Origin of the sequence: Pseudorhodoferax soli, assembly GCF_003337555.1 — a bacterium.
Lineage (GTDB): Bacteria > Pseudomonadota > Gammaproteobacteria > Burkholderiales > Burkholderiaceae_C > Pseudorhodoferax > Pseudorhodoferax soli.
This window is the reverse complement of record NZ_QPJK01000001.1, coordinates 1,308,021-1,323,325: the sequence shown is the minus strand read 5'-3', so window position 1 is coordinate 1,323,325 and position 15,305 is coordinate 1,308,021. Positions and strand designations below refer to the sequence as shown.

The following is a 15,305-nucleotide window of genomic DNA, read 5'->3' as shown; positions in this document are numbered from 1 at the left end:
TCAGTCCCGCCAACCGGGCGGGCGGCGCTGAGAACGCTCCTCGCGTTCGCGCGCCAGCTGGTCTTCGAGCTCGCGCCGGCCTTCGCGTGCCACCGCGATGCTGCGGGCGCGGTCCTGGTGGTGCGGGTGCATGCGCTCGAACAGCGCCAGGTTGTGCTCGCGGAAGCGCATCACGCCATGGCGCGCCTCGTGCGGCGGCGCGCCCAGCACCTCGAGCACATTGCGCGCGCTGCGCAGGCTGGACTCGAACAGCTCGCGCTCCACGCGCTGCACGCCAAGGTCGCGCAGTGCGTTCCAGTGCGGCACATCGCGCGCCCGCGCGACGATCTCCAGGTGCGGGAAATGTTCGCGCACGAGGGCCGCGACGCGCAGGCTCTGCGCCACATCGTCCACGGCCAGCACCAGCACGCGGGCCTGTTCTGCGCCGGCCACGCGCAGCACGTCGAGCCGCGTGGCGTCGCCATAGAAGACGCGGAAGCCGAACGGGCGGATGGCCTCGATCATGTCGGCGTCGTGCTCGAGCACCGTGCATTGCAGGCCCTGGGCGAACAATGCGCGGCCGACGATCTGGCCGTAGCGGCCGAAGCCCGCGATGATGACGGGCGCCTGCTGCGGCTCTGCCATGGCCTCGGCCGGCGCGGCGCTTGTGCGATTGAAGCGCGGCAGCCAATAGCGGTCGGCCAGCACCAGCAGCAGCGGGCTCAGCAGCATGGACAGTGCCACAGCGCCGGTCAGCAGCGAGGCGATGTCAGGCGCCAGCACGCGGGCCCCCACGGCGGCCTGGAACACCACGAACGCGAATTCCCCGCCCTGGGCCAGCAGCAGCGTGAACACCGGCCGCTCGGGCGCGGGCAAACGCATGACGGCGCCCAGTGCATGGATCACGGCGAGCTTGATGCCGAGGAAGCCCAGCACGATCAGCGCCATGGTGCCCGGTGCGCGCCAGAGCACGCCGAAGTCGATGCTCATGCCCACGGCGATGAAGAACAGGCCGAGCAGCAGGCCCTTGAAGGGCTCGATGTCGGCCTCGAGCTCGCGCCGGTATTCGCTCTCGGCCAGCAGCACGCCGGCGAGAAAGGCACCCAGCGCCATCGACAGGCCGACGCTGTGCATGAGGTAGGCGATGCCCACGACGAGCAGCAGCGCGGCGGCGGTGAAGATTTCGGCCGTGCGGCTGCGCGCGATCCAGCGCAGCACGGGGCGCAGCAGCAGCCGGCCGCCCAGCACGATGCCGGCGATGACGGCCACGGTGCGCAGCGCCTGGAGTGCGGCCGAGCCGTCGTCGGCGCCCTGGTCGGCCACGCCCAGCAGCGGCAGCAGCGCAAGGATGGGGATCGCGGCCACGTCCTGGAACAGCAGGATCGAGAAGCCGGCCTGGCCGCTGCGCGTGCCGAGCAGGTTGCGCTCTCCCAGCACCTGCAGCGCGATGGCCGTGGACGACAGCGCCAGGCCCAGCGCGGCCACGAGCGCGGTCTTCCAGGCGATGCCGCAGGCCAGCGCCACCGCGTAGATGGCCAGCGCACAGACGGCGACCTGTGCCGTGCCGCCACCGAAGATGGGCCGGCGCAGGCTCCAGAGCCGGCGCGGTTCCAGTTCCAGGCCGACCAGGAACAGCATGAGCACCACGCCGAATTCGGCGAAGTGCAGCACGTCCTGCACATTGGGCACGAGCGCCAGGCCCCAGGGGCCGATGGCCATGCCAGCGGCCAGGTAGCCGAGGATGGCGCCCAGGCCCAGCGCGCGCGAGATCGGCACGGCCAGGACAGCCGCGGCCAGGTAGATGAAGCTGTTGGACAGCCAGGCGGGTGCGTGTTCCATGGCGGTCTCAGCGGCCGGCGCCGGCCCATTGCGGGTAGCTGCGCAAGCGTTCGGCGAAGGCCTCGGCGTGCGCGGCGATGTCCTGCCCGCTCGCGCCGTGGGCGCCGTGCAGCACCAGCGGCGGCAGGAAGCGCATGCCGCACAGCGCGGCGGTCTGGCGGTAAGGCGGCAGGTAGGCCTCGAACGGGTGGCCGTTGTAGCTCTCGGCGCTGTACGACTCGGCCGGGCCGCCGGTGGTGGCGACAAGCCAGCAGTCCTTGCCGCGCAGCGCGGTGCCGGGCGTGCCGCTGGGCGCCTGCTCGTGCGAGCCGGGCTCGGCCGTGGCCGCGCCGAAGGCCCAGCCATAGGTCAGCACCTCGTCGAACCACAGCTTCTGCAGGGCCGGCATGCTGTACCACTGGATCGGGTGCAGCAGCACCAGCAGCCGGGCGCGGTCCACGCGGGCCTGCTCGGCCGCGACGTCGATGTGGTAGTCGGGGTAGCTGCCGTAGAGGTCCTGGATGTCCAGTGGCAGGTCGCCAGCCAGGGCTTGCGCGGCCTGGAGCAGGCGGCGGTTCACGCGGGACTCGCGCCAGGCCGGGTGGGCGGCGATCAGGTAGATGCCTTGCATGTTGTCGAAGGAATGCGCAAGTAGGGGTGGGTAACATACCCGAGCGGAGCCGAGTCCGCGGACACACAGAGGAGAGCGCATGCCGGTCGTGGTCGTTGCCAACCCCAAGGGCGGTGTCGGAAAGTCGACGCTGGCCACCAACATCGCCGGCTATTTCGCATCGCAGGGCCATGCCGTGATGCTGGGCGATGCGGACCGCCAGCAGTCCTCGCGCCTGTGGCTGTGCCTGCGGCCACAGGAGGCGCGGCCCATCAGCACCTGGGAGATGACATCGGACATGATCGTGCGCCCGCCCAAGGGCACGACGCATGTGGTGCTGGACACACCGGGCGGGCTGCACGGCTGGCGTTTCAACGATGTGATGAAGATGGCCGACAAGCTGGTCGTGCCCTTGCAACCCAGTGTGTTCGACATCTTTGCCACGCGCGATTTCCTGGACAAGGTGGCCGAGAACCGCCACGCCGACAAGCTGGCCATCGGCCTCGTGGGCATGCGCGTGGACGCGCGCACCCTGGCGGCCGACAAGTTGCGCACCTACATCGCCAGCCTGAACCTGCCGGTGCTGGGCGAGTTGCGCAACACGCAGAATTACGTGCACCTGGCGGCACGCGGGCTCACGTTGTTCGACGTGGCGCCGCAGCGTGTCGAGAAGGACCTGGAGCAGTGGCAGGACCTGTGCCGCTGGCTGGACACCCCCTGAATTTCAACAACGAGGAAGACGAGACAGCATGAAGACCTTCAGCACCCTGGACGAACTGACGGCCCTGGTGGGCCAGGACATCGCCACCAGCGAATGGACCACGGTCACGCAGAAGCAGATCGACCTGTTCGCCGAGGCCACCGGCGACCGCCAGTGGATCCACGTCGATCCAGAGCGCGCGAAGTCCGGCCCGTTCGGCGCGCCGATCGCGCATGGCTACCTGACGCTGTCGCTGCTGCCGCTGCTGTTCGCGAGTGCCGTGAAGGTCGAGGGCACGCGCATGGGCGTGAACTACGGGCTCAACAAGGTGCGCTTCATCACGCCCGTGCCCGCCGGCAGCCGCGTGCGCGGGCATCTGAAGCTGCTGAGCAGCGAGCCGGTGTCGGGCGGCGGCGTACAGCAGGTCTGGGAAGTGACGGTGGAACTCGAGGGCGCCGCCAAGCCGGCCTGCGTGGCCGAGTCCATCGTGCGCCGCTATATCTGATCGGCGGCGCCTGGGAAGCCGCACTGGCGCCAGGCCTCGAACACCGTGACCGCCACGGCGTTCGACAGGTTCAGGCTGCGCTGACCGGCCCGCATCGGCAGGCGCAGGCGCTGGTCCAGGGGAAAGCTGTCGCGCAGTGCCGGCGGCAGCCCGCTGGTCTCCGAACCGAAGACGAACCAATCGCCGGCCTGGAACGCGAGGCCGTGGGCGCTGCGCGAGCCGCGCGTGGTCATTGCGAACATGCGCGCAAGGGGCGGCTGCTCGCGGGCAAGCAGGGCGGCCCAGTCCGCGTGCACGCGCAGTTCGGCGTACTCGTGGTAGTCCAGCCCGGCGCGGCGCATGTGCTTGTCGTCCATCGAGAAACCCAGCGGCTCCACCAGGTGCAGCGTGCAGCCGGTGTTGGCCGCGAGCCGGATGACGTTGCCCGTGTTGGGTGGGATTTCGGGGGCGACCAGGACGATGTGGAACATGGGGCGATTGTCCGCGGTGTCACTGCTCCACAGGCGCGGGCGTGCGTGCCAGCACCAGCGCGGTGAGACGCCCCGCGCCGGCCTCGCGCAACACCTCTGCCGCCGCGAACAGCGAGGCGCCGCTGGTCATCACATCGTCCACGAGCACGGCATCGGCGCCGCGCACGTGGCCTGCGCGCAGCGGTTCCAGGGCGAAGGCGCCGCGCACGTTGCGCCGGCGTTCTGCTGCGCTCAGGTCCAGCTGCGGCGCCGTGTCGCGGATGCGCAGCAGCAGGCGGGCGTCGGTCTTGTCGGGCGCGAGGCGGCGGGCCAGTTCCAGGGCCTGGTTGAAGCCGCGCTGGCGCAATCGCCCGGCCGACAGCGGCATGGGCAGCACGAGGGTGCAGCGTTCCAGCGCCGGCTCGACCCAGGGCGTGTGGCGCAGCAACTCGGCCAGGGTGCCGGCCCAGCCCGGCTGCGCGCGGAACTTGAACCGGGCAATGCAATCGACCCATGGGTAGGCGTAGTCCACAGCGCAGATGCAGGCATCCAGCGGTGGTGGATGGCGCACGCAGGCGCCGCATTGTGTGGCGCCGCCAGTGAGCGGCAGGGCGCAGGTGCGGCAGCGCGGCTGTGGCTGGGCGAAGCGCTGGATGCAGGCTTCGCACAGCGGCTGGTCTTGCCAGCTGCGGCACACCGCGCACTGACTCGGCAGGCGCGACAGCAGGGAGGCGAGCCCGCGGCGCAGCATGGTGCGGCTCAATATACTCGTCGCGCACCGCCATGAGCCAGCACCGTCCCCCCACCATCGCCCCAGTGGCTGCCGCCCGTTGGGCGCAGCAGCCGGTCCAGACCGCGCCCTGGTTGCACGACGAGGTGGCGCGCCGCATGGCCGAGCGCCTGCAATGGATCAAGCGCAGCCCGACGTCGTGGGCGAACTGGCATGCGCTGCGCGGCGGCATGGGCGTCCATGCCGAGCTGCGCAAGCGCTACCCCGGCGCCGAGACCTGGGTGGTCGAGTCCTCGCCCGCCCTGGCACAGCAGGTGCTCGATGCGGGCACCGAGGCCTGGTGGAAGCCAGGCCGCTGGAGTGCCGCAGCCCAGCACGCGGGCATGCCCCCGGCCGGCGGCGTGCAGATGGTCTGGTCCAACATGCTGTTGCACCAGGTGGCCGATCCGCAGGCGCTGATCGCCGACTGGCACCGTGCGCTGGCGGTCGACGGCTTTTTGATGTTCTCCTGCCTCGGGCCCGATTCGCTGCTGGAGCTGCGCCGTGTCTACGCCGCGCTGGGCTGGCCGCCGCCTGGCCACGCCTTCACCGACATGCACGACTGGGGCGACATGCTGGTGCAGGCCGGCTTTGCCGAGCCGATCATGGACATGGAGCGCATCCGCCTGACCTACGCCACGCCCGACAAGCTGCTCGAAGACCTGCGTGCGCTGGGCCGCAACCTGCATCCCGAGCGCTTCGGCGCGTTGCGGGGCCGGCACTGGCATGCGCAGCTGCGCGCCGAACTCACGCGCCAGCTGGCGGATCCGGCCGAGCAAGGGCGCCTGACGCTGACCTTCGAGATCGTCTACGGACATGCATTCCGGCCCGCGGCGCGCGTGCCGGTGGCGGCGCAGAGCGCGGTTTCGCTGGAGGACATGCGCGGGCTGTTGCGCCATGGCAAAGGCGAGGGCCAGTGAAGGTCTTTCGGGTGTCCGGCAGCGGACATTCGTGCAATATTCACGGGCTACAATGAAGGGTTTTTAAACGCATTTCGGGCTTCCCCACGAATGAACCAGGCGTTGTTCCGGCGGGTGCAATCACCCGCGGGGTGCGCCGCATTGATGTTTGAACGTTGTCTGTGTCGAAACTGGTCTATCGCTTCGCCACCGTCTCGGGCCAAGGCATCCATTGGCTGCTGAAGCGCAACTGTTCCATCACGCCGGGCCAGTTGGGCGGCCTGTATGCGTCGATCTGTGTGGTGTCGCTCGGGATCGGGACATTCTTCTGGTTGCAGGGTGCCAAGCTGATCCTGCCGTTCGCATGGCTGGAAGTGGTTCTGGTGGGCGTGGCCTTTCTGGCCTATTCCCGGCACGCGACCGATGGCGAGCGCATCTCGTTGCAGGACGGCCATCTGGTCGTCGAACTCGAGAACGCAGGGCGCCTGGAGCGGGCCGAGTTCCGCAGGGAATGGGTCCGTGTCGAACCCAAGACCAGCGACCATTCGCTGATCGAGGTGTCGGGGCAGGGGCGATGCGTCGAAGTGGGGCGTTACGTGCGCCCGGATCTGCGGCCGGTGCTGGCGCGCGAGATCCGGATGGCGTTGCGCGGGGCCTGAGCAGGGTGGTTCATAAAAGGTTGAAGAAGTAGAGACGACGATGAAAATGATCTGGAACAAGCTGACTTCCCTGCTATCTCGCACCGCGCTCGTATCGGGGGCCTGGCTCGCGACAGCGGCCCACGCGGTCAACGACCTTCCAGGCGGCCCGGCTGTGCGCCAGCTCAACCTGCATCCTCCCGTCACCAAGATCGCCGAAGAGCAGCAGTGGCTGCACTGGTTCATGCTGATCCTGTGCACGGTGATCTTCCTCGCCGTGTTCGCGGTGATGTTCTATTCCATCTGGAAGCACCGCAAGTCGGTCGGCCACAAGGCTGCCAACTTCCACGAGTCGGTGGTGGTCGAGGTGATCTGGACCATCGTGCCGTTCGTCATCGTGATCCTGATGGCGCTGCCGGCCACCAAGGTGGTGGTCGCACTCAAGGACACCAGCAATGCCGACCTGACCATCAAGGCCACCGGCATGCAATGGAAGTGGGGCTACGACTACATCAAGGGCGAGGGTGAAGGCATCTCCTTCGTCTCCACGCTGGACAGCTCGCACCGTGCGATGTCCAACGCCGGCGGCCCGCCCAAGGGCCAGTCCGTCGACGACTACCTGCTCAAGGTGGACAACGCGCTGGTGGTGCCGGTCAACAAGAAGGTCCGCATCATCACCACGGCCAACGACGTGATCCATGCCTTCATGGTCCCGGCCTTCGGCATCAAGCAGGATGCGATTCCCGGCTTCGTGCGCGACACCTGGTTCCGTGCCGAGAAGACCGGTGACTTCTACGGCCAGTGTGCCGAGCTGTGTGGCAAGGAACACGCCTACATGCCCATCCACGTGAAGGTGGTGACGGCAGAGCAGTACGCGGTCTGGGTCGATGGCGAGCGCAAGAAGGCTGCGGCCAAGCTCGACGATCCCACCAAGGTCTGGACGCTGGAAGACATCGTCAAGCGCGGTGAGCGGGTCTACGCCGCCAACTGCGCCGCGTGCCACCAGGCCAACGGCAAGGGCGCCGGCCCGATCAAGCCGCTGGACGGTTCGCCCATCGTGCTCGACACCGACCACGCCAAGCAGCTGACCATCCTGCTCAACGGTGCGGGCAACGGTGCCATGCCGTCGTGGAAGCAGCTGAGCGACACCGACCTTGCGGCGGTGGCCAGCTACACCAAGAACAACTGGTCCAACAAGACCGGCCAGTTGGTGCAGCCCTCCGAAGTCGTCGCGCTGCGCGCGAAGTAAACCGAACACCGGCGCATTCCCGCACAGAAGGAAACAGAGATGAGCGCAGTCCTCCATCCCCACGACGACCACGGCCACGCCCACGACGAACACCACCATGCGCCGCATGGCTGGCGCCGCTGGCTGTTCGCCACCAACCACAAGGACATCGGCACGCTGTACCTGCTGTTCAGCTTCACGATGCTGATGGTGGGCGGCGTGCTCGCGCTGTTGATCCGCGCCGAGCTGTTCCAGCCCGGCCTGCAGCTGGTCAACCCCGAGCTGTTCAACTCGCTGACCACCATGCACGGGCTGATCATGGTGTTCGGCGCCATCATGCCGGGCTTCGTGGGCTTCGCGAACTGGATGATCCCGCTGCAGATCGGTGCGTCCGACATGGCATTCGCGCGCATGAACAACTTCAGCTTCTGGCTGATGATCCCTGCGGCAGGCATGCTGGTCGGTTCGTTCTTCATGCCGGGCGGCGCACCCGCTGCCGGCTGGACGCTCTACGCGCCGCTGACGCTGCAGATGGGCCCCTCCATGGACGCCGGCATCTTCGCGATGCACATCCTGGGCGCCTCGTCCATCATGGGCTCGATCAACATCATCGTGACCATCCTGAACATGCGCGCCCCCGGCATGACGCTCATGAAGATGCCGATGTTCTGCTGGACCTGGCTGATCACGGCCTACCTGCTGATCGCCGTGATGCCTGTGCTGGCCGGCGCCATCACCATGACGCTGACCGACCGCCACTTCGGCACCAGCTTCTTCAACCCCGCTGGCGGCGGTGACCCGGTGATGTACCAGCACATCTTCTGGTTCTTCGGCCACCCCGAGGTCTACATCATGATCTTGCCGGCCTTCGGCATCGTGAGCCAGATCGTGCCGGCCTTCGCGCGCAAGAAGCTGTTCGGCTACGCCTCCATGGTGTACGCCACCTCGTCGATCGCGATCCTGTCGTTCATCGTCTGGGCGCACCACATGTTCACGACCGGCATGCCGGTCACGGGCCAGCTGTTCTTCATGTACGCGACCATGCTGATCGCCGTGCCCACGGCCGTGAAGATCTTCAACTGGATCGCCACGATGTGGCAGGGCTCGATGACCTTCGAGACGCCCATGCTGTTCGCCGTCGGCTTCATCTTCGTGTTCACGATGGGCGGCTTCACGGGCCTGATTCTGGCCATGGCGCCGATCGACATCCAGCTGCAGGACACCTACTACGTCGTGGCCCACTTCCACTACGTGCTGGTGGCTGGCTCGCTGTACGCCATGTTCGCCGGCGTCTACTACTGGCTGCCCAAGTGGACGGGCGTCATGTACAACGAAACGCGCGGCAAGGTGCACTTCTGGTGGTCGCTGATCGCCTTCAACGTGACCTTCTTCCCGATGCACTTCCTGGGCCTGGCCGGCATGCCGCGCCGCTACGCCGACTACCCGATGCAGTTCGCCGACTTCAACGCGATCGCCACCGTGGGCGCGTTCTTCTTCGGCATCGCCCAGGTGTACTTCTTCCTGTTCGTCGTGCTGCCCTGCATGCTGGGCAAGGGCCAGAAGGCTCCGCAAAAGCCCTGGGAAGCGGCCGAAGGCCTGGAGTGGGAAGTTCCGTCGCCGGCCCCGTTCCACACCTTCGAGAACCCGCCCAAGCTGGATGCCACGGCTACCCGCGTGGTTGGCTGAGGACACAGGCCGATGACGCCCGACAAGAAGAAGCAGAACCTGCGGACCGGCCTGATCCTGCTGTCCGTGGCACTGGCGTTCTTCATCGGCTTCATGGTCAAGATGGTCTACCTGGGCCGCTCATGAGCATCCGGCGCGCCAACATCCGCATGGTGGGCAAGCTGGCCGTGGTGACGGCCGGCATGTTCGCCTTCGGCTATGCGCTGGTGCCGCTGTACAACGCCATCTGCGAGATGACGGGCATCAACATCCTGTCGCTGTCCGAGCGCCAGGTGCCCGGCGTGGTGTCCAAGGTCACGCCCGAGAACACCCAGGTCGACCTCACCCGCACGATCACGGTGGAGTTCGACGCAAATTCGCGCGGTCCCTGGGAGTTCAAGCCGGCGGTGCGTTCGATGCAAGTGCATCCGGGCGAACTGGCCACCGTGATGTACGAGTTCCAGAACGTGCAGAACCGGCGCATGGCGGCGCAGGCCATCCCGAGCTATGCGCCGCGACAGGCTGCAGCGCACTTCAACAAGCTGGAGTGCTTCTGCTTCACGCAGTACACGCTGGACGCGGGCGAGAAGAAGGAATGGCCGGTGGCCTTCATCATCGACCCCAAGCTGTCCAAGGACGTGACCACGATCACGCTGTCGTACACCTTCTTCGAGGTGGGCGGCAAGACGCCGCCGGCACCCGCCAGTGCCGACGCGGCGGCGCAAACCAATAAAGAAACCAGGAGCTGAGATGAGTGCCACGACCCACGGATCCACGCCGTACTACTTCGTTCCAGGGCCTTCGCGGCATCCGATCATGGCCGCCATCGGCCTGTTCTTCGTGATCCTCGGCGCGGCGCAATGGATCAACGGGCACGACTGGGGCAAGTGGTCGCTGGCCTTCGGCCTGTTGTTCTGGTGGGTGGTGCTGTACCAGTGGTTCCGCGACGCCGTGACGGAGAGCGAGGGCGGCCTGTATGGGCGCAAGATCGACCTGTCCTTCCGCTGGAGCATGAGCTGGTTCATCTTCTCGGAGGTGATGTTCTTCGGCGCGTTCTTCACGGCCCTGTGGTGGATGCGCGTGCATTCGATGCCGGTGCTCGGCAGCCTGGACAACGCATTGCTGTGGCCTGATTTCAAGGCCGTGTGGCCCAGCATGGCCGCCGGTGTCACCGGCTCGCCCGCCAACATCGTCGAGCCGTTCCAGGCCATGACACCGTTCTGGCTGCCCACCATCAACACCGCGCTGTTGCTGACCTCGGGCGTGACGCTGACCATCGCCCACCATGCCCTGCAGCACGGCGAGCGCAGCAAGACCATCAAGTGGATGTGGGCCACCGTGCTGCTGGGCATCGTGTTCCTGTTCGTGCAGGGCTACGAGTACGTGCATGCCTACCGCGACTTGAACCTCAAGCTGAACTCCGGCCCCTATGGCTCCACCTTCTTCATGCTGACGGGCTTCCACGGCTTCCACGTGCTGGTGGGCATGCTGATGCTGTTGTTCATCACGCTGCGCTTGATGAAGGGCCACTTCACCAAGGAGCGCCATTTCGGTTTCGAAGGCGCGGCCTGGTATTGGCACTTCGTGGACGTGGTCTGGCTCGGCCTGTACATCCTGGTGTACTGGCTTTGAGGCTGCAAGGCCTCGCATCGAAAGGGCCGCGCAGCGGCCCTTTTTATTTTTCTTGTTCTCTTACTTGCCGGCGGGGATGCCGGTCGGGTGCAGATAGCCCAATTTCCAGCCGATGAGGATGCACAAGAACAGCAGGATGGACAGCCCTACGCGCACTGCGAGCGCGCGCGCCATGTGGTTGGGTCGGGTCTTGCCCTCGGCATCCTGGCCACCGCGCAGCATGAAGTACAGGGCGGCACCCAGGCTTGCGATGATGGCGATGAAGGCAACCAGTGCGAAGTAGCTCATGGGTGGATTATCCGGCGCGGCGCTTCGGCCTGCGCTTCTGGCTGGTGACCCTGGCGGCGCTGGTGGGCATCGCCGTCACGGCGTCGCTGGGGCGCTGGCAGCTGTCGCGCGCGGCCGAGAAGGAGGCCCTGCAGGCGGCCATCGACTCGCAAGGCCAACTGCCCGCGCTCGATGCGCCGGCCATGTTGGGCGCGGCCGACCCACAGGCGCTGCTGCACCGGCCGGTGCGGCTGCGTGGTCTGTGGCTCGCCGAGCGCACCGTCTTCCTGGACAACCGGCAGATGCGTGGCCAGCCGGGCTTCTACGTGCTCACCCCACTGGCACTCGAGAACAGCTCTACCGTGGTGATGGTGCAGCGCGGCTGGGTGCAGCGCAATTTCGTCGACCGCACGGCGCTGCCCAAGATCCCGACGCCGGCGGGGCTGGTCGACATCGCCGGCCTCGTCGTCCCTGCGCCGTCCAGGCTTTACGAGTTCGCGGGCGAGGACAAGGGCACGATCCGGCAGAATCTGGACCTCGGCGCATTCGCCCAGGAGACCGGCCTGCCCCTGTGGCAGCAGTCGGTGCAGCAGACGGGCGAGGATGGAGCAGGGCTGTTGCGTGAATGGCCAGTGCCCAAGACCGGCGTCGAGAAGCACTACGGTTACGCCTTCCAGTGGTTCGGGCTCTGCGCCTTGCTGACGGGTCTTTATGTCTGGTTCCAATTTGTCCGACGTCCCGCCGTTCGGCGCTTCGCGCGCCATGGCTGAGGTCGACCAGCCGCTGGGCCTGACGGTCCATTCGTTGCCGTCGCCGGCCGAAGCCGAGGCTGCTGGCGTGCAAGCGCAGCGCACGCGCAGTGGGCGGCTGAAGATGCTGCTGGTGGTGCTGATCTGCGCCGCGCCCGTGGTCGCTTCGTACTTCACGTATTACGTGGTCCGGCCCGAGGGGCGCAGCGTGTTCGGCGAACTCATCGATCCGCAACGGCCGCTGCCGGATCTCGAAGCCGTGGGCCTGGATGGCCAGACGCTGCGGCTTCCCAGCCTCAAGGGCCAGTGGCTGCTGGTCAGCGTGGCTGGTGGCGATTGCGACGCGTCCTGTGAACGCAACCTGTACCTGCAACGCCAGCTGCGCGAGAGCCTGGGCAAGGAAAAGGAACGCGTGGATTGGGTCTGGCTCGTCAACGACGAGGCGCCCGTGCGCGAGAGCCTGCGCCCGGCGCTGCAGAGCGCCACGGTGTTGCGCGTCGACCGCGCGGCCCTGGCGCAGTGGCTGGCCCCGGCCGCGGGCCAGGCCTTGCCCGCCCATCTGTACATCGTCGACCCCATGGGCAACTGGATGATGCGGCTACCCCCCGCGCTGGACGCCGCGAGCGCCGCCAAGGCCAAGCGCGACATCGAGCGCCTGCTGCGCGCCTCGGGCTCCTGGGACAACGCGGGCCGATGACGATGGACGTGGCGTCTTACGACTGGAGCCCGATCGCCCGCATGATGCTGATGGGTGTCGTGCTCGCGCTGGGCCCGCTGGCATGGGTGGCCTTGCGCAACCGTGGTGCCTCGCCCGCCAGGCGGCGGCGCGCGCTGACGCTGCTGACCTTGTTCCTCACCTTCGACCTGGTGCTGTTCGGCGCCTTCACGCGGCTGACGGATTCCGGCCTCGGCTGCCCGGACTGGCCGGGCTGCTATGGCAAGGCCAGCCCGATCGGCGCGCATGCGGAGATCTCCGCTGCCCAGACGGCCATGCCCACGGGCCCGGTGACCCACACCAAGGCCTGGATCGAGATGGTGCACCGCTACCTCGCCACCGCGGTCGGCGTGCTGATCCTGGCCCTGGCCGCCGTGAGCTGGGCGGCCTGGCGCCAGCGCCCGCGCGACCCGCACGCCATCCACCCGGGCTGGCCGACGTTGACGCTGCTCTGGGTCTGCCTCCAGGGCGCCTTCGGCGCCTGGACCGTCACGCTCAAGCTGTTCCCGGCGATCGTCGTGTTGCACCTGTTGGGCGGCCTCGCATTGCTGGCCCTGCTGTGCGCCCAGGTCGTGCGCGATGCGCGCCGCACCGGAGCGCTGCAGGCCGTGGGGCTGTCGCCAGGCCTGCGCGGCCTGCTGTGGGGCACGGCCGCGCTGGTGCTGCTGCAGATCGCGCTGGGCGGCTGGGTCAGCACCAACTATGCGGTGCTGGCCTGCAGCGATTTCCCGACCTGCCAGGGCAGCTGGTGGCCGGCCATGGACTTCGAGCAGGCCTTCCAGGTCTGGCGCCCGCTGGGCCGCCTGGCCGATGGCAGCCATATCGCGTTCCCGGCGTTGACGGCCATCCACTATGTCCACCGCCTCGCGGCCTACGCGGTGCTTGCGGCCATGGCCTTGCTGGCCTGGCGGCTGTGGCGCGTGCCCGGACTGCAGCGCCCGGTGCGCTGGCTGGCCGCACTGGCGGCCTGGCAGTTCGGCACCGGCCTGTCGAACGTGGTGCTGGACTGGCCGCTGGTGGCCGCCGTCTCGCACACGGGCGGTGCGGCTGGCCTGGTCGTGGTCCTCACCTGGTTGCTGTGCGCGACGGACGCGGTGCGTTCGCCGGCGCCGTCCCGGTTGCAGTCCCGACTGGAGGCCGCCCGATGAGCACAGGCTTTCCACAAGCTCCCACCGCACCGCCCAGCATGTCGCGCTTCCAGCAGTTCTATGTCTTGACCAAGCCGCGCGTGGTGCAGCTCATCGTGTTCTGCGCCCTGATCGGCATGGTGCTGGCCGTGCCGGGGCTGCCGTCCTGGATGGAGTTGCGGCAGATGGTCTTGGCCTGCCTGGGCATCTGGCTCGTGGCCGGCGCGGCCGCGGCCTTCAACTGCCTGGTCGAGAAGGGCATCGACGCGCGCATGAAGCGCACCGCCTGGCGCCCGACCGCCAAGAACGAACTCGGCGATGGCCAGACGCTGCTGTTTTCCGCGGTGCTGTGCATCGGCGGCTCGGTGCTGCTGTATTTCAGCGTCAACGCGTTGACCATGTGGCTGACCCTGGCGACCTTCATCGGCTACGCCGTGGTCTACACCGTCATCCTCAAGCCGCTGACGCCCCAGAACATCGTGATCGGCGGCGCCTCGGGTGCCATGCCGCCGGTTCTGGGCTGGGCCGCGATGACGGGCGATGTGGGCCCTGAGGCCATGATCCTGTTCCTGATCATCTTTCTCTGGACCCCGCCGCATTTCTGGGCGCTGGCGCTGTACCGGGTGGAGGACTACCGCAAGTCCGGCCTGCCGATGCTGCCCGTGACGCATGGCAACGAATTCACGCGGCTGCAGGTGTGGCTCTACACACTGATCCTGTTCGCGGCCTGCCTGTTGCCCTTCATCTACGGCATGAGCTCGTGGCTCTACCTGGCCACGGCCGTGGCGCTCAGCATCGGTTTTTGCGCCTATGGCTTTCGGCTGTGGCGCAACTACTCCGACGCGCTGGCGCGCAAGACCTTCCGCTTCTCGCTGGTCCACCTGGCCGCCTTGTTCGCGGCACTGCTGCTGGACCACTACCTGCTGTGAACATGCTCGACCGACGCACCCTGATCGCGCTGGCCGCCGCCACTTGCCTGGCCGCCTGCACCGACACCAAGCCCAGCTTCACGGCGGTGGACATCACCGGGGCGGACTACGCCCGGGACTTCCACCTGACCGACCACAACGGCAAGGAACGCAGCCTGCAGGACTTCCGCGGCAAGGTGGTCGTGGTGTTCTTCGGCTTCGCGCAGTGTCCTGACGTCTGCCCGACCTCCATGGCCGAGCTGGCCCAGGTCAAGCAGTCGCTGGGCGCGGACGGCGACAAGCTGCAGGGTCTCTTCGTGACGGTGGACCCGGAGCGCGACACGCCCTACGTGCTGAAGGCCTACATGGCCAACTTCGACCCGAGCTTCCTTGCCCTGCGCACGTCGCCCGAAGGCCTGGCGGCACTGGCCAAGGACTTCAAGGTGTACTACAAGAAGGTCGAAGGCAAGACACCCACCAGCTACACGATGGACCACTCTGCCGGCAGCTACGTGTACGACCCGCAGGGCCGCCTGCGCCTGTACGTGCGTTACGGCTCGGGGGCCGATGCGCTGCTGGCCGATGTGCGGCAGCTGTTGAAGCAGGCCGGTTGAGCGGCCGGCCATGCGCGCACCGTCTCGCCGCAA

Annotated in this window: 19 protein-coding genes; 14 read left to right on the top strand and 5 right to left on the bottom strand. The window is 67.5% G+C overall.

The window, feature by feature from the left end; translation table 11 throughout:
- Both kefC and kefF read right to left on the bottom strand, forming a co-directional pair.
- Complete coding sequence (gene kefC, locus DES41_RS06060) at positions 1 to 1,818, bottom strand: glutathione-regulated potassium-efflux system protein KefC (protein WP_114466659.1); 1,818 nt, start codon at positions 1,816 to 1,818, stop codon at positions 1 to 3.
- 7 nt (positions 1,819 to 1,825) lie between these two features.
- On the bottom strand, positions 1,826 to 2,428 hold the full coding sequence (gene kefF, locus DES41_RS06055) for a glutathione-regulated potassium-efflux system oxidoreductase KefF (RefSeq protein WP_114466658.1): 603 nt from the start codon (positions 2,426 to 2,428) through the stop codon (positions 1,826 to 1,828).
- 79 nt (positions 2,429 to 2,507) lie between these two features.
- Between kefF and DES41_RS06050 the strand changes: the two genes are divergently transcribed.
- Positions 2,508 to 3,128: a ParA family protein gene (locus DES41_RS06050; RefSeq protein ID WP_114466657.1), complete on the top strand. Its 621-nt coding sequence runs from the start codon at positions 2,508 to 2,510 to the stop codon at positions 3,126 to 3,128.
- 28 nt (positions 3,129 to 3,156) lie between these two features.
- Positions 3,157 to 3,612: a MaoC family dehydratase gene (locus tag DES41_RS06045; protein ID WP_114466656.1), complete on the top strand. Its 456-nt coding sequence runs from the start codon at positions 3,157 to 3,159 to the stop codon at positions 3,610 to 3,612.
- On the opposite strand, the gene DES41_RS06040 is transcribed toward DES41_RS06045, so the two are convergent.
- Both DES41_RS06040 and DES41_RS06035 read right to left on the bottom strand, forming a co-directional pair.
- Positions 3,603 to 4,082, bottom strand: coding sequence for a tRNA (cytidine(34)-2'-O)-methyltransferase (locus DES41_RS06040; protein WP_114466655.1), 480 nt, complete (start codon positions 4,080 to 4,082; stop codon positions 3,603 to 3,605). The two genes, DES41_RS06045 and DES41_RS06040, sit on opposite strands and share 10 nt — an antisense overlap.
- 19 nt (positions 4,083 to 4,101) lie before the next feature.
- Positions 4,102 to 4,812 (bottom strand): ComF family protein, encoded by a 711-nt coding sequence (locus DES41_RS06035; protein WP_114466654.1) that lies wholly within the window; start codon positions 4,810 to 4,812, stop codon positions 4,102 to 4,104.
- 32 nt (positions 4,813 to 4,844) lie between these two features.
- Here DES41_RS06035 and DES41_RS06030 point away from each other — a divergent pair, with 32 nt between their 5' ends.
- The 7 genes from DES41_RS06030 to DES41_RS06005 all read left to right on the top strand — a co-directional run bounded on the left by DES41_RS06030 (position 4,845) and on the right by DES41_RS06005 (position 10,892).
- Positions 4,845 to 5,750, top strand: a complete 906-nt coding sequence (locus tag DES41_RS06030) for a class I SAM-dependent methyltransferase (protein WP_114466653.1) — start codon at positions 4,845 to 4,847, stop codon at positions 5,748 to 5,750.
- Between the two features lie 161 nt (positions 5,751 to 5,911).
- Positions 5,912 to 6,388: a DUF2244 domain-containing protein gene (locus tag DES41_RS06025; RefSeq protein WP_114466652.1), complete on the top strand. Its 477-nt coding sequence runs from the start codon at positions 5,912 to 5,914 to the stop codon at positions 6,386 to 6,388.
- Between the two features lie 40 nt (positions 6,389 to 6,428).
- On the top strand, positions 6,429 to 7,616 hold the full coding sequence (gene coxB / locus DES41_RS06020) for a cytochrome c oxidase subunit II (protein WP_114466651.1): 1,188 nt from the start codon (positions 6,429 to 6,431) through the stop codon (positions 7,614 to 7,616).
- Between the two features lie 39 nt (positions 7,617 to 7,655).
- On the top strand, positions 7,656 to 9,281 hold the full coding sequence (ctaD, locus tag DES41_RS06015) for a cytochrome c oxidase subunit I (protein WP_114466650.1): 1,626 nt from the start codon (positions 7,656 to 7,658) through the stop codon (positions 9,279 to 9,281).
- A gap of 12 nt (positions 9,282 to 9,293) precedes the next feature.
- Positions 9,294 to 9,407 carry a cytochrome oxidase small assembly protein gene (locus DES41_RS38715; RefSeq protein ID WP_211332900.1) on the top strand — a complete coding sequence of 38 codons (114 nt, stop codon included), beginning with the start codon at positions 9,294 to 9,296 and terminating at the stop codon, positions 9,405 to 9,407.
- Positions 9,404 to 10,009 carry a cytochrome c oxidase assembly protein gene (locus DES41_RS06010; protein ID WP_114466649.1) on the top strand — a complete coding sequence of 202 codons (606 nt, stop codon included), beginning with the start codon at positions 9,404 to 9,406 and terminating at the stop codon, positions 10,007 to 10,009. The genes DES41_RS38715 and DES41_RS06010 overlap by 4 nt, the downstream gene beginning before the upstream one ends.
- A gap of 1 nt (position 10,010) precedes the next feature.
- Positions 10,011 to 10,892, top strand: a complete 882-nt coding sequence (locus DES41_RS06005) for a cytochrome c oxidase subunit 3 (protein ID WP_114466648.1) — start codon at positions 10,011 to 10,013, stop codon at positions 10,890 to 10,892.
- 60 nt (positions 10,893 to 10,952) lie between these two features.
- Here DES41_RS06005 and DES41_RS06000 read toward each other — a convergent pair whose 3' ends face one another.
- Positions 10,953 to 11,180, bottom strand: coding sequence for a twin transmembrane helix small protein (locus DES41_RS06000; RefSeq protein WP_114466647.1), 228 nt, complete (start codon positions 11,178 to 11,180; stop codon positions 10,953 to 10,955).
- A 2-nt stretch (positions 11,181 to 11,182) separates the two neighbouring features.
- Here DES41_RS06000 and DES41_RS05995 point away from each other — a divergent pair, with 2 nt between their 5' ends.
- The 5 genes from DES41_RS05995 to DES41_RS05975 are packed head-to-tail and all read left to right on the top strand — an operon-like array spanning position 11,183 to position 15,272.
- On the top strand, positions 11,183 to 11,929 hold the full coding sequence (locus DES41_RS05995) for an SURF1 family protein (RefSeq protein WP_114466646.1): 747 nt from the start codon (positions 11,183 to 11,185) through the stop codon (positions 11,927 to 11,929).
- The gene (locus DES41_RS05990; protein WP_114466645.1) at positions 11,871 to 12,605 is read left to right on the top strand and encodes a hypothetical protein; all 735 of its coding nucleotides are present in this window, start codon (positions 11,871 to 11,873) and stop codon (positions 12,603 to 12,605) included. The genes DES41_RS05995 and DES41_RS05990 overlap by 59 nt, the downstream gene beginning before the upstream one ends.
- Complete coding sequence (locus DES41_RS05985; RefSeq protein ID WP_114466644.1) at positions 12,602 to 13,771, top strand: COX15/CtaA family protein; 1,170 nt, start codon at positions 12,602 to 12,604, stop codon at positions 13,769 to 13,771. Before DES41_RS05990 ends, DES41_RS05985 begins: the two co-directional genes overlap by 4 nt.
- Positions 13,768 to 14,679 (top strand): heme o synthase, encoded by a 912-nt coding sequence (cyoE, locus tag DES41_RS05980; RefSeq protein ID WP_114466643.1) that lies wholly within the window; start codon positions 13,768 to 13,770, stop codon positions 14,677 to 14,679. The genes DES41_RS05985 and cyoE overlap by 4 nt, the downstream gene beginning before the upstream one ends.
- A gap of 2 nt (positions 14,680 to 14,681) precedes the next feature.
- Positions 14,682 to 15,272 carry an SCO family protein gene (locus DES41_RS05975; protein WP_114466642.1) on the top strand — a complete coding sequence of 197 codons (591 nt, stop codon included), beginning with the start codon at positions 14,682 to 14,684 and terminating at the stop codon, positions 15,270 to 15,272.
- Positions 15,273 to 15,305: the final 33 nt, after the last annotated feature.